Source organism: Mesorhizobium sp. M0293 (assembly GCF_040321735.1).
Classification (GTDB): domain Bacteria; phylum Pseudomonadota; class Alphaproteobacteria; order Rhizobiales; family Rhizobiaceae; genus Mesorhizobium.
In genome coordinates, this window is record NZ_JAMYSA010000018.1 from 42,990 (window position 1) to 56,009 (window position 13,020).

Annotated in this window: 16 protein-coding genes; 8 read left to right on the top strand and 8 right to left on the bottom strand. The window is 62.3% G+C overall.

Going from position 1 to position 13,020, the window contains the following annotated elements:
- Window positions 1–20 precede the first annotated feature (20 nt).
- The 3 genes from accB to aat are packed head-to-tail and all read left to right on the top strand — an operon-like array spanning window position 21 to window position 2,462.
- Entirely contained in the window at window positions 21–479 is a 459-nt protein-coding gene (accB, locus tag NKJ06_RS09740) for an acetyl-CoA carboxylase biotin carboxyl carrier protein (RefSeq protein WP_352633499.1), read from the top strand.
- Between the two features lie 9 nt (window positions 480–488).
- Complete coding sequence (gene accC / locus NKJ06_RS09745; RefSeq protein ID WP_352633501.1) at window positions 489–1,832, top strand: acetyl-CoA carboxylase biotin carboxylase subunit; 1,344 nt, start codon at window positions 489–491, stop codon at window positions 1,830–1,832.
- A gap of 12 nt (window positions 1,833–1,844) precedes the next feature.
- Window positions 1,845–2,462 carry a leucyl/phenylalanyl-tRNA--protein transferase gene (aat, locus tag NKJ06_RS09750; RefSeq protein ID WP_352633503.1) on the top strand — a complete coding sequence of 206 codons (618 nt, stop codon included), beginning with the start codon at window positions 1,845–1,847 and terminating at the stop codon, window positions 2,460–2,462.
- A 12-nt stretch (window positions 2,463–2,474) separates the two neighbouring features.
- Here aat and NKJ06_RS09755 read toward each other — a convergent pair whose 3' ends face one another.
- From NKJ06_RS09755 to NKJ06_RS09765, 3 genes are all read right to left on the bottom strand, one after another.
- A complete protein-coding gene (locus NKJ06_RS09755) occupies window positions 2,475–2,861 on the bottom strand; it encodes a hypothetical protein (protein WP_352633505.1) in 387 nt (128 codons plus the stop codon).
- Window positions 2,862–2,936: 75 nt separating this feature from the next.
- Entirely contained in the window at window positions 2,937–3,518 is a 582-nt protein-coding gene (locus tag NKJ06_RS09760; RefSeq protein WP_352633507.1) for a DUF2155 domain-containing protein, read from the bottom strand.
- A 123-nt stretch (window positions 3,519–3,641) separates the two neighbouring features.
- A complete protein-coding gene (locus NKJ06_RS09765; RefSeq protein ID WP_352633509.1) occupies window positions 3,642–4,040 on the bottom strand; it encodes an NADH:ubiquinone oxidoreductase subunit NDUFA12 in 399 nt (132 codons plus the stop codon).
- Window positions 4,041–4,270: 230 nt separating this feature from the next.
- Here NKJ06_RS09765 and panB point away from each other — a divergent pair, with 230 nt between their 5' ends.
- Both panB and panC read left to right on the top strand, forming a co-directional pair.
- A complete protein-coding gene (gene panB / locus NKJ06_RS09770) occupies window positions 4,271–5,113 on the top strand; it encodes a 3-methyl-2-oxobutanoate hydroxymethyltransferase (protein ID WP_352809716.1) in 843 nt (280 codons plus the stop codon).
- A complete protein-coding gene (panC, locus tag NKJ06_RS09775) occupies window positions 5,110–5,961 on the top strand; it encodes a pantoate--beta-alanine ligase (protein WP_352633513.1) in 852 nt (283 codons plus the stop codon). Before panB ends, panC begins: the two co-directional genes overlap by 4 nt.
- Window positions 5,962–6,014: 53 nt before the next feature.
- Here the strand turns inward: panC and NKJ06_RS09780 are convergent, their stop codons facing one another.
- From NKJ06_RS09780 to gatB, 3 genes are all read right to left on the bottom strand, one after another.
- On the bottom strand, window positions 6,015–6,359 hold the full coding sequence (locus NKJ06_RS09780) for a VanZ family protein (protein WP_352633515.1): 345 nt from the start codon (window positions 6,357–6,359) through the stop codon (window positions 6,015–6,017).
- Window positions 6,360–6,455: 96 nt separating this feature from the next.
- On the bottom strand, window positions 6,456–6,944 hold the full coding sequence (locus tag NKJ06_RS09785) for a GNAT family N-acetyltransferase (protein WP_352633517.1): 489 nt from the start codon (window positions 6,942–6,944) through the stop codon (window positions 6,456–6,458).
- A 4-nt stretch (window positions 6,945–6,948) separates the two neighbouring features.
- On the bottom strand, window positions 6,949–8,448 hold the full coding sequence (gene gatB / locus NKJ06_RS09790) for an Asp-tRNA(Asn)/Glu-tRNA(Gln) amidotransferase subunit GatB (RefSeq protein ID WP_352633519.1): 1,500 nt from the start codon (window positions 8,446–8,448) through the stop codon (window positions 6,949–6,951).
- Between the two features lie 279 nt (window positions 8,449–8,727).
- On the opposite strand from gatB, the gene NKJ06_RS09795 reads away from it, so the two are divergent.
- The gene (locus NKJ06_RS09795; RefSeq protein ID WP_023759402.1) at window positions 8,728–8,985 is read left to right on the top strand and encodes a YjhX family toxin; all 258 of its coding nucleotides are present in this window, start codon (window positions 8,728–8,730) and stop codon (window positions 8,983–8,985) included.
- Window positions 8,986–9,033: 48 nt separating this feature from the next.
- Here the strand turns inward: NKJ06_RS09795 and NKJ06_RS09800 are convergent, their stop codons facing one another.
- Window positions 9,034–9,465 carry a CBS domain-containing protein gene (locus tag NKJ06_RS09800; RefSeq protein ID WP_023759403.1) on the bottom strand — a complete coding sequence of 144 codons (432 nt, stop codon included), beginning with the start codon at window positions 9,463–9,465 and terminating at the stop codon, window positions 9,034–9,036.
- Window positions 9,466–9,553: 88 nt separating this feature from the next.
- On the bottom strand, window positions 9,554–10,306 hold the full coding sequence (locus NKJ06_RS09805; RefSeq protein WP_352633521.1) for a rhomboid family intramembrane serine protease: 753 nt from the start codon (window positions 10,304–10,306) through the stop codon (window positions 9,554–9,556).
- Window positions 10,307–10,535: 229 nt separating this feature from the next.
- Between NKJ06_RS09805 and NKJ06_RS09810 the strand changes: the two genes are divergently transcribed.
- The gene (locus tag NKJ06_RS09810) at window positions 10,536–11,576 is read left to right on the top strand and encodes a substrate-binding domain-containing protein (protein ID WP_352633524.1); all 1,041 of its coding nucleotides are present in this window, start codon (window positions 10,536–10,538) and stop codon (window positions 11,574–11,576) included.
- Between the two features lie 141 nt (window positions 11,577–11,717).
- Entirely contained in the window at window positions 11,718–12,974 is a 1,257-nt protein-coding gene (locus tag NKJ06_RS09815; RefSeq protein ID WP_352633526.1) for an LVIVD repeat-containing protein, read from the top strand.
- Window positions 12,975–13,020 lie beyond the last annotated feature (46 nt).

Genomic DNA, 13,020 nt, shown 5'->3' on the forward strand with positions numbered 1-13,020 from the left:
AACAAACAGAAGGCTCGAAAATGTCGATAAAGAAGAACGGTGTTGACCAGCAGCTGATCCGCGATCTGGCGGGCATACTGAACGACACCAACCTCACCGAGATAGAGGTTGAACTGGGTGACCTGAAGGTGCGCGTCTCGCGCCAGGCGCCGGCCGTTCACGCGATCGCAGCGCCGCAGCAGGCCTACGCGCCAGCAGCAGCGCAAGCTGCCGCCGTTGCCATGCCCGTCGTAGCGGACCTTTCCAAGAATGCGGTCACCTCGCCGATGGTGGGCACCGCCTATCTGGCGCCGTCGCCCGACGCCAAGGCGTTCATCGAGGTCGGCCAGAAGGTTAAGGAAGGCCAGACGCTGCTCATCATCGAGGCGATGAAGACGATGAACCAGATCCCCTCGCCGCGCACCGGCACGGTGACGGCGATCCTGTTCGAGGATTCGCAGCCCGTCGAATACGGCATGCCGCTTGTCGTGATCGAGTAGAGCGGCCGGATGTTCCAGAAGATCCTCATCGCCAATCGCGGCGAAATCGCCCTCCGGGTCCTGCGCGCCTGCAAGGAACTCGGCATCCAGACGGTGGTGGTGCATTCGACCGCCGACGCCGACGCCATGCATGTGCGGCTCGCCGACGAGAGCGTCTGCATCGGCCCGCCGCCATCGCGCGACAGCTACCTCAACATCCATCAGATCGTCGCGGCCTGCGAAATCACCGGCGCCGATGCCGTGCATCCGGGCTACGGCTTCCTGTCGGAGAACGCCAAGTTCGCCGACATCCTGGCTGCGCACAACATCACCTTCATCGGCCCGACCGGCGACCACATTCGCATCATGGGCGACAAGATCGAGGCCAAGCGCACTGCAAAGCGCCTCGGCATTCCGGTAGTGCCCGGTTCGGACGGCGCGGTTACCGATCAAAAGGAAGCCAGGCGCATTGCCGCCGCGATCGGCTATCCCGTGATCATCAAGGCATCTGCGGGCGGTGGCGGGCGCGGCATGAAGGTAGCCCTTACCGAGGCCGACCTCGAGGTCGCCTTGCAGACCGCGAGCACCGAAGCTGGTGCGGCCTTCGGCGACGATGCCGTCTATATCGAGAAATACCTGGAAAAGCCGCGCCATATCGAGGTGCAGGTGTTCGGCGACGGCTTTGGCCACGGCGTCCATTTCGGCGAGCGCGACTGCTCCTTGCAGCGCCGCCACCAGAAGGTCTGGGAAGAAGCTCCCTCGCCGGCCCTCAATGCCGAAGAGCGCGCCCGCATCGGCGGCATCTGCGCCAAGGCCATCGCGGACCTCGGCTATTCCGGCGCCGGCACGATCGAATTCCTCTACGAGAATGGCGAGTTCTATTTCATCGAGATGAACACACGCCTGCAGGTCGAGCATCCGGTGACGGAAGCGATCACCGGCATCGACCTCGTGCACGAGCAGATCCGCGTCGCCTCCGGCGGTGGCCTCTCGGTGAAACAGGAGGACATCAAGTTCAACGGCCACGCCATCGAATGCCGTATCAACGCCGAGGATCCGCGCACTTTCACGCCCTCGCCCGGCACGATCACCCACTTCCACACACCGGGCGGCCTGGGCATCCGCGTCGATTCCGGCGTCTATTCCGGCTATAAGATCCCGCCCTACTACGACAGCCTGATCGGCAAGCTGATCGTGCATGGGCGCAACCGGGTCGAGTGCATGATGCGCCTGCGCCGCGCCTTGGACGAATTCGTCGTTGATGGTATCAAGACGACATTGCCGCTGTTTCGCGATCTCGTCGGCAATGCCGACATCGCCAATGGCGATTACGACATCCACTGGCTGGAAAAATATCTGGCCAAGGAAGAGTAGCGCGGAGTCGCGATGACCCGTCCCTACGCGCCCGGCTATCGCATCCCCACCGACCTTCTGCTCAAGGCCTATGCCTCGGGCGTCTTCCCTATGGCCGAAAGTGCCGGCGACCCGGAGGTATTCTGGGTGCGGCCGGAGACGCGCGGCATCATTCCGCTCGACGATTTTCACACACCGAAGAGCCTCAGGAAAACGATCAAGAAGCATCCTTTCGACATCCGTTTCGATTTCGATTTCGAAGCGACGATCGACGGCTGCGCCGAAAAGCGCGCGGAGCGCCGGTCGACCTGGATCAATGCGCCGATCCGCGAAGCCTATGTGCAACTGCATCGGATAGGGCACTGTCATTCGGTCGAGGCATGGCGCGAGGACCGGCTGGTCGGCGGCCTCTATGGCGTGTCGCTTGGCCGGGTGTTTTTTGGCGAGAGCATGTTCGCCAGGGAGACGGACGCCTCCAAGACCTGCCTTTTTTACCTCGTCGAGCGGTTGAAGGCACGAGGCTTCGCGCTGCTTGATACGCAGTTCACCACCGAGCACCTGAAGCGCTTCGGCGCGGTCGACGTGCCGCGCGGCAAATATGAGAAGATGCTGGCCGAAGCGCTGAAGGGCGAGGCCATATTCTATCCCTGACGATGGAGCCTCTTACCTCCCGGCCGCGGCGTCCAGCGGCGTCTGCGCATGGAACATCATCTTCCAGCCATTGACGCGATGGACGTAGCCGGTGCTGACCAGGGCCGCGTAGGGTTCGCCGTTCTCGCGTGTCGCATGCGCCTCGTAGGTCAGCATGACGATGTCGCTGCCCGGCTCGATAATACCCTTGAGGTCGATCTTCAGGTCCCGCCAGCGGTTGGGCTTGGTTGCAGTCTTGGCGAGATCGGCATTGTCCATCGCCTTGGCCATCTGCGGAAATGCCACCAGGCATTCGGTGTCGGCATTGGCGGCGTAATAGGCCGCGTCGCCGGTCCAAAACCCCTTTTCGAGTTCGAGCAATTCTGCCTTGCCGGCAGTGATCCGCTTGCTGTCTGACATCGGAAAATCCTCCGTGCGCATAAATGCGCGATCGTCCGTGGTCCAACGCATGGTCGCCAGGACGGTTCCGAAGGATCAGTTGGGGTCGGTCGTCGTATCGGGTTCCGTGGCATCCGGCTGTGCCACATCCGGAGTGGCAGCAGGCTTCGGCTTGGCCGCGGCGGGCTTTGAAGCATCGGCTTTGGTCGCGTCAGCCTTGGTGCCGTCGGGTGCCGGCACATCCGACTTCTGTTTGCATTCCTTCAGCCAGACGTCATAGACGGCATGTTCGACGGCGTTGAGGCCGGGGCTTTCGGCAAACATCCAGCCAGTGAAGATGCGGCGGATCTTGCGGTCGAGCGTGATCTCGTCGACCTCGACGAAGGAATCCGTCTTTGGCTCTTCGCTCTGCGGCCGCGAATAGCAGACGCGTGGCGTCACCTGCAAAGCGCCGAATTGCACCGTCTCGTCGATATAGACATCGAAGGTGATGATGCGGCCGGTGATCTTGTCGATGCCGGCAAACTCGGCGACAGGATTGGTGATCCGCTCCGATCCCGCGGGCGGTGCCGGCGCCGGTGCGGCGGGTTCAGGCGAAGCGGCAAACGCCGCGGTGCCGACGGCAAGACCGGCGGCTAGCGTCAGGCTGGCCATCGATGTCAGGTTGAAAAAGCTCATATAGGGATACCGGTGGTTCGCGCCCGGGTGATTCTGTCGACCACCAAGGCTAGTCGCCGTTTTCTGATCAGCAAGCAGCTAAACACCAATTGTGGCGATAAAGGACCGGCCTGCACCCTGTCGCTACGACCCGGGCGTCCAGGCGTCGTAGTCGCCGGTGACCTGCGGACGATGCTGATTGGTCAGCACCGAGCCCTTCGGGCGATAGGCCGCCGGCGTGCCGGTCAAATTGGGCTGATGCGACTTCTGCCAGTCGCGCGGCTTGTAGTCCTCGCTCGCCGGTGCGACGTCGACCCGATGATGGATCCAGCCGTGCCAACCAGGCGGTATGGCGGAGGCTTCCGAATAGTTGCGGTAGATGACCCAGCGGCGCGTGCGGCCTTCCGAATCAATGCCGCCCTCGTAGTAGACATTGCCGGTTTCGTCCTGACCGACTTTCTTGCCATGCCGCCAGGTGTGCAGGCGCGTTCCCAGCGTCTGGCTGTTCCACCAGGTGAAAAACTGAGTCAGGAAAGTCTTCATCGTTGGAACCCTCGCGCCGGCAGCGCCCGTTTCCTGCTTATGGCGTCAGGCCTTGCCGAAGGCAAGGCTTTTGCCACGGCCAACGCACAAATGGCTTGCCGGAAACTCGACACAAGCCCGTGATCCTCTCCGTCGCAGGATGCGCGCTTGCCAAGCCTTTGTGGTCTTTCTAAAGCTCTGCGCGCGCCATGCTTGCATCCAACCCGGCAGCAGGCCGAAGGAGGTGACGATTGGCCACAAAATTGCCGACCACCGACATCCGCATCAGCGCCGATACGATTCGCCGCCGCAAGGGCGGCACGCCGATCGTCTGCCTGACCGCCTATACCTACCCAGTGGCCCGCTTGCTCGATGAGCATGTCGACCTGCTTCTGGTCGGCGACAGTGTCGCCATGGTCCTGCACGGCCACAAGACGACGCTCGGAGCCTCGCTTGAGATGATGATCGCGCATGGGCAAGCGGTGATGCGCGGCTCGGCCAGGGCCTGCATCGTCGTCGACCTGCCGGCCGGCACCTATGAGGCTTCGGCAACGCAAGCCGTAGCCGCGGCGCGGCGCGGTGCCGACGAAACCGGCTGCCAGGCGGTGAAACTCGAAGGCGGCGTCGACATGATCAGGCAGATCGCGGCCATCGTCGCCGCCGGCATTCCGGTCATGGGACACATCGGCCTGCAGCCGCAATCGGTCGAAAAGGACGGTGGCTACAAGATCAAGGGCCGCACCGAGGAGGCTGTTGCGGCTTTGCTTGACGATGCGCTTGCGGTCGAAAGCGCCGGCGCATTCTCGGTGGTCATCGAAGGCACGGTCGAGACGGTCGCCGCCGATATCACCCGGCGCATCGCCATTCCAACCATCGGCATCGGCGCCAGCGGCGACTGCGACGGCCAGATCCTGGTCATCGACGACATGGTCGGGCTGACCGTCGACCGCGTGCCGAAATTCGTCAAGGAATACGCCGATCTGCGCAGCGTGATCTCGCATGCCGCCGAAACCTATGCAGCGGAGGTGCGGAGCCGGACATTCCCTGGTCCCGGCCACGTCTTTTCGGCGACAAACAGCAGGGATGACGCATGAGCCGGCCGGTGGTCGTCGACAGCGTTACCGCACTTCGCGCGCAAATCCATGCCTGGCGGCGCGATGGCCTTCGTGTCGCCATGGTGCCGACCATGGGCGCGCTGCATGACGGGCACATCTCGTTGGTCAGAATCGCGCTCGAAAAGGCCGATCGCTGCGTCGTGTCGATCTTCGTCAACCCGACACAGTTCGCGCCGACCGAAGACCTCGACAAATACCCGCGCCAGCTCGCCCGCGACCTCGACCGACTGGGATTGGCAAAGGCCGACCTTGCCTTCACACCGACGGTTGGCGAGATGTATCCTGCCGGCTTCGCCACGAAAATCTCGGTCGGCGGCCCCTCCGCCGGGCTCGAATCGGACTTTCGGCAGACCTTTTTCGACGGCGTCGCCACCGTGGTGGCAAAGCTCTTGCTGCAGGCAACGCCCGACTGCGCGATCTTCGGCGAGAAGGACTACCAGCAGCTTTGCGTCGTCAGGCAGCTCTGTCGCGACCTCGACCTGCCTGTCGAGATCATCGGCGCACCGACGATCCGCGACACGCATGGTCTCGCCATGTCGTCACGCAACGCCTATCTCGACGAAACCGAACTGAAGATCGCCCGCCAGCTCAATGTGATATTGCGCAACACGGCAGTGGCCCTGACGGCAGGCGCCGACCCGAGCGACGCAACCGAAGGGGCCCACCGCGCTCTCATCGCCGCCGGTTTCCAAAAAGTCGACTATATCGAGGCACGCGAAAGCCTGACGCTCGCGCCGTGGCGTCGCGACCACGAGGGGCGCCTGCTCGCGGCGGCCTGGCTCGGCAAGACCAGGCTGATCGACAATGTGGACGTTTTCTCGGCGTAGCTAAGCTCGAGGCGAAGTCTTGTCCCGTCGGCGCGGCGGTTTTCTGCCCGCGCCTACCGCTCTCCTATTCGTCCGCTGCTCCTGACGAACAATTGCCCCACAAGGATCCCGACAATACCAGCGCAGGCTTTCACGAGTGCATCGGCAAAGTGCGCGTGGCGACCGGGATCAATGATCTGAAGCAGTTCCAGTATGCCAGCGGTCACAGTCACAAAGATCACGGCTTGATACAGTCGGTTGGGGAAGCCGAGTGCCAGGGCGAAGCCCAACAGGACATAGGCCAGGGCGCGTTCAACATTCGCTTCGGCGAGGTGCGGCCGCATCTGGATCGGCGACAAGGTTGCGAAAATGATGATGGCGAGCAGCGCCAACGCTACGGTGCGGGACAGTTTGGTCATGTCCTTGCATATCCGTCGTGAGCCGGCACGGCAAATGCCGGGATGACGCATGGCCGGATCGCTGCCGCCATGGCGCCGAAGAAGCCCGGCGGCAGCCTATCCGAGCGGCTTCTCGAAACTCAGCGTCGTCGACCTTGAGGCCTCTCGGGAATCTGCGGCGGTGCTGACGGGCAAAAACCCCTTCGATCGGTAGAAGGCGATGGCGCTGCCATTGACCTCCTCGACCTCGACGCGCAGCACTCGCGCTTCCGGGAAACTGGCCTCGACCTCGTCGAGCAGTGCTTGCCCGATCCCGCGCCTCTGGCAGTCCGGATGGACGTAGAGCTGGTTCAACAGGATGACCTTCGCATCCGCGGTGGCGGCGGCGAATGCCATGCCGCCGATCCGCTTGCCGTCATCGGCCACCAGGAACTCCGAGTTCGGCCGCGTCAACCGCGAACGGAGCGAGGCTATCGAGTGCCATTCATCGGTGATCTCGGTCACCTTGGCAGCGCCATAAAGGGCGTCATAGGTCGCATGCCAGGTCTCGACCAGCAGCATCCGCACTGCGGCAAGGTCGCGCTCTCCGGCGGTGCGGACGAACACGGCCCTACTCGATGCCCAGCTTGGCCTTGACGAGGTCGTTGACCGCTTGCGGATTGGCCTTGCCGCCGGTCGCCTTCATCACCTGGCCAACGAACCAGCCCGCCATGCTCGGCTTGGCGCGCGCCTGTTCGACCTTGTCGGGGTTGGCAGCGATTACCTCATCGACAGCCTTCTCGATGGCGCCGGTGTCGGTGACCTGCTTCATGCCACGGCTCTCGACCAGCTGGCGCGGATCGCCGCCCTCGTTCCAGACGATCTCGAACAGGTCCTTGGCGATCTTGCCGGAGATGGTGCCATCCTTGATCAGATCGATGACCGCGCCGAGCTGATCAGGCGAAATCGGAGCGTTTTCAATGTCCTTGCCGGCCTTGTTCAATTGCCCGAGCAGATCGTTGATGACCCAGTTGGCGGCGAGCTTGCCGTCACGGCCGGCGGCGACCTTCTCGAAATAGTCGGCGATCGGCTTTTCCGAAATCAGGATCGAAGCGTCATAGGTCGACAGGCCGAGCGACGAGATCAGCCGCGTCTTCTTGTCGTCGGGCAGTTCCGGCAATTCCTTCGCCAGCACGTCGACATAGGCCTGGTCGAACTCCAGCGGCAGAAGATCCGGATCGGGGAAGTAGCGGTAATCGTGCGCCTCTTCCTTGGAGCGCATCGAGCGCGTCTCGCCCTTGACGGCATCGAACAGCCGCGTTTCCTGGTCGATCTTGCCGCCATCCTCGAGAATGGCGATCTGCCGGCGCGCCTCATAATCGATGGCCTGGCCTATGAAGCGGATCGAGTTGACGTTCTTGATCTCGCAGCGCGTGCCGAACTCGCCGCCGGGCTTGCGCACCGAGACGTTGACGTCGGCGCGCATCGAGCCTTCGTCCATGTTGCCGTCGCAGGTGCCGAGATAGCGCACTATGGTGCGCAGCTTGGTGACATAGGCTTTGGCTTCGTCAGCCGAGCGCATGTCCGGCTTTGAGACGATCTCCATCAGCGCCACGCCGGAGCGGTTGAGGTCGACATAGGACATGGTCGGATGCTGGTCGTGCATCGACTTGCCGGCATCCTGCTCCAGATGCAGCCGCTCGATGCCGACCTCGATGTCCTCGAATTCGCCCTGGCGGTCGGGACCGACCGAGACGATCACCGTGCCCTCGCCGACGATAGGCTGCTTGAACTGCGAGATCTGGTAGCCCTGCGGCAGGTCGGGATAGAAGTAGTTTTTCCGATCGAAGACCGACTTGTGGTTGATCTGCGCCTTCAACCCAAGGCCGGTGCGGATCGCCTGTTTGACGCATTCCTCGTTGATGACGGGCAGCATGCCCGGCATGGCCGCGTCGACCAGGCTGACATTGGCGTTGGGCGCGGCACCGAAGGCGGTCGAGGCGCCCGAAAACAGCTTTGCTTCCGAAGTGACCTGCGCGTGGACCTCGAGACCGATGATGATCTCCCAGTCGCCGGTCGCGCCGGAAACAAGGCGCTTTGCGTCGGGCGTGCGGGTGTCGATGAGGGACATTGTGGCCTGCGTATTGGAACTACGGATTATGCGTCTACGCATATTTTGGTGTGCAACTTCGCTAGTGCAAACCGTTCAACGAGACAAGCGCAAAGCCACGGACTGGCCTTTTCAGCCGCTTTCGCCTATAGGACGTCCATTCCAATGGAGAGTGGATGTCCACTTACGCTCAGTCCCGGTAAGGCCCTGACCTCCTAGCGAGGCAGGGCAGAAGACCTGAAACCCCGTGCCGCGAAGCTTCGCGGCGGCGGCATTTTCTGTTTTCCCGGAAACTCTCCCATGGATATTTCGCGCATTGAACAGCGCATCCTGCACCTGCTCGCGCAGGGCGGACGCATTGAAATCGAAAAGAACGAGAAAAAGCGGATCGCCTCCGTCAAATGCCTGACCCGTGACGGCTGGCATTATCCGGGCGTCGATCTCGACATGTTTCGAAAGCTGAAGCGGAAGAAGGCCGTTTCTTCGTCGGGCGGTGGACCCTACCGCATCACCCGGCGCGGACTGGAACTCGTCCGTTCCGAACTCGACAACAGGTAGATACGGCTCCGCCGGTCGGTTCTCCGGCCGGCGGCTCCTTGTCACCGCTCAGGCGGTGGCGATATAGGCCCTGATCTCTTCGGCCTCGCGCTCGACGTCCTCGATGCGGCGCTTGACCACGTCGCCGATAGACACGATGCCATCGAGCATGCCGTCCTTTTCCACCGGGAGATGGCGGAAACGGCCTCGGGTCATGATTTCCATCACCTCGTTGACGGTGTGGTTTTCGTTGCAGATCTTCACCTTCGGCGTCATTGCCGAACGCACGGCGATATCGAGCGCGGCACCGCCTTCTTTAGCCAGAACCCGCACAATGTCGCGCTCGGAAAGAATGCCGACGATCTTGTGATCGCCATTGGTGATGACCAGCGCGCCGATCCTGTGTTCGGACAGGATGCGAATGGCTTCGCTCAGCTTTTCGTTCGGCCCGAGCGTCAACACGTCATGGCCTTTTTTCTCGAGAATTGCCTTCACCGTCATGGCGTCCTCCTCTGCTTTTGCCTGCCGGTTCCTGGCCTGACCGGCCTTCACATAAGAGTGAACATCGTGCGCCGTGATCGGTTGCATTTCAAGTGTCGGTGGTCTCCCATTCGGACGCCTGCCACCGTCTGTCGAACCAGCGCAGGCCAAAGAAGCCGGCGACAAAGCCGCCAATATGGGCCTCCCAGGCGATCTGGCCGTCTACTCCCGGGGCAAAGCCGAGAAGGCCGGTGGCGAGGTTGATGATCATCCACACGGCGAGAAAGATCACGACGCCGCGCAAGCGCAATACGAATGTGATTGGCAGCAAAGGGCCGGCGAAGGCTGCCTTTCCGGCAGAGCGGTCGGTGCGGAAGCCAAATCGCGCTGCAGCCCCCATCATGCCTGATATGGCTCCTGAGGCACCGACCAGCGGCGCCTCTCCATACGGATGCACCGCCCAGAAAAGCGCGACCGAGGCCAGTCCGGTCACGGCGAAGAACAGCGCGAACCGGAGCGCGCCCAGACGATTAGCCAATGGCGAACCAAAGGCGGCGAGCCAGACCATGTTGATGGCAATATGGGCAAAGCCGCCATGCATCAAGGCATAGGTGAACGGCCGGGAAAAGAGGAACCAGTCGAAGCCGTATTGCCCGGTATACAGGACAGGGATGAAGGCCCCGTCGTACAGCAATGTCATCTGCTGTGCGTCGTTCAGCACATATTGCTGCAGCAAATAGACTGCGACGCAGATACCGATCACCGCCAGCACGATGGGCGGCAGGTTGAACACCGGCTCGCGCCGTCGTGGCGGCGTGTCGTCCATCTGTTCCGTTTCGGAAGGGTCTGCCGGTTCGCTCATGCGCATCTGGTCCAGAATTCGATGCGCGTCCTTTAGAGCAAGGATGCCCGCGTTGGAACAATTCTGTTTCTCAAACAGCGAACGCCCGGCACAGCATCGCCTTCATTTGCTACGAAACCGAAAGGAAGCGAAGCGGAAATGCTCCGGGATTTGAAAAACTCGCAATCAGCGTTCTCGGAAGCGATCGGCCCCCTCCCTAGAATGCAGCCGATTTCAAAGGGGTCTCCACATGATCAAGCATATTCTTTCGCTGGCGGCAGCGGCCGGCATAGCCAGTCTTGCCACCGCTGCTTCGGCGCAGGGCATATCCGGCGCGCCGGCACCCTTCGACAAGGGCGGCGTCAAGATCGCTGTCGTCAGCTTCCTCGGCTCCGGTGACTGGCTCCAGGCATTCGAGGCCGGCGTGAAGCGCCAGGCCGATGCGCTCGGCATCGAGGCCAACATCTCGCAGGCGCGCAACGACATCAACACCGAGCGGCAGTTGATCCAGCAGGCCATCAATCTCGGCGTGCAAGGCATCATCATCAACAACGGCCAGCCTGAAGCCATCAAGGACGTCGCACAGGCAGCGCTTGACGCCGGGATTCCGGTGGTGGCCTACGACACCAACCTCGACAACCCCAAGATCCCGCAGGTCGAGCAGTCCGATGCCGACATGGCGCGCCTCGTGCTCGACCAGGCGGTCAAGGACCAGGGCGAGAAATTCGATGGCGGCGTCCTCTATGTCGCCGGCTTCGCACCGCTCGACCGCCGCTACGCGGTGTGGAAGGATTTCGGCAAGAAGTACCCAGGCATCAAGGAAGTCGCCACCTGGGGCGTGGTCAATGACACCGTTGCCGCTTCGGTTGCCGACCAGACCAAGGCCGTGCTCACTGCCAACCCGACGCTTTCGGTCGTCTTTGCCCCATGGGACGAGTTCGCCCGTGGTGTGGAACTCGCCATCGATGAGCTTGGCGTCGCCGACAAGGTGAAGATCTACGGCGTCGACATCTCGACATCGGACATCCAGGCCATTCTCGAACCGAACAGCCCTTGGGTGGCGACGGCGGCAACCAACCCGGCCGTGGTCGGCGAGGCTTCGGTGCGCGCATTGGCTCAGCTGATCGCCGGCCAGGATCCCGGCCATTCGGTGCTGATCCAGCCGACGCTCGTCACCAGAAAGGACCTCGTCGACAACAATATCAAGACGATCGAGGACCTGCAGGCAAAATTCCCGGCCTTCAAGGACAGCGATGCCGCAAAGGCACCGTGGATCCCGGCGACGAATTGAGAGTTCCAGCGCCTTCTTTCACAAAATCAGCGATCCAAACAATCATCCCCCGGCCTGACCGGGGGATGATTGTGCCGGCATCTGCGACGCCACCTGTTGCGACAGGCAAAGTGCGCCGGCCCGACCTTTCGAAAGACGATTATGAGTTCTGTCCCTACCCCCGACTATTCCAGGAACATGCGCCTGATCGGTCATTCCGACCAGGGCGGGCGGCCGGACGGATTGCAAGTAATGGTGCATCGCGGCTTCGCCTATGTCGCGCATCCCTGGTCTCAAGGCTTTTCCATCATCGATGTGCGCGATCCCAAAAATCCGGGTGGGACGGCGTTCGTGCCTGCGCCGCCGAATACCTGGACGATCCATCTGCAGACGCATGAGGATCTGCTGCTGGTCGTCCATGCGCGCGATCTGTTCGCCGACGCCGCTTTCGCCTTCGACGAGAAGGTCTACTACACCAAGTCGATCGGCGAGACGATCGGCACCGCATCCGGTCCGGGCGCGGCGCGGACATGGTCGGCCGGCATGGCCATCTACGACATCTCGAAGCCGACGCAGCCTCGCCAGATCGGTTTCTTCCGGGTCGACGGCATCGGCATTCACCGCATCTGGTATGTCGGCGGGCGCTACGCCTATGTATCGGCGCTTCTCGATGGCTACAGCGACTACATCCTGCTCACGGTGGATCTTCAGGACCCGACACGACCCGTCGAGGCTGGTCGCTGGTGGATTCCAGGCATGCATCTCGCCGGCGGCGAGACACCCGGCTGGCCTAGTGGCCGCCGCTATGCGTTGCATCATGCGGTCGTCGAGGGCGATACCGCCTATGCCTGCTGGCGCGACGGCGGGTTGACCATCCTTGATGTCGCAGACCCTGCCCTGCCGAGGCTGATCAGCCACAGGAACTGGTCGCCGCCCTATGGTGGTGGCACACATTCGGCGCTGCCGCTGCCGAAACGCGGCTTGCTCGTCGTCGCCGACGAGGCCGTACTCGACCACGAGGAGGATGGGCGCAAGCTCACCTGGATCTTTGATGTACGCGATCCCGCGAACCCGGTTTCGATCTCGACCCTGCCGACCCCGGACGAAGCCGACTACACCGCCAAAGGCGGACATTTCGGTCCGCACAATCTGCACGAGAATCGGCCGGGCAGTTTTGTGTCCGACACGCTGATCTTTGCAACCTACCAGAATGCAGGGGTGCGCGTTTTCGACATCTCCGACCCCTATCGGCCGAAGGAGACAGGAGCGCTGGTACCGCCGGCGCCCAGCCGTATGGTCGACAAGCGTCCGAACCGGCCACGAGTGATCCAGTCGACCGATGTGTTCGTCGACGCCAATGGCATCATCTATTCGCCCGATTACAATGCCGGGCTGGCAATCATTGAATATGGCGGTTGACAGACACGACCGTGCCCCGTTGGCTTGCCTGCCTTTCCCAGTTCAC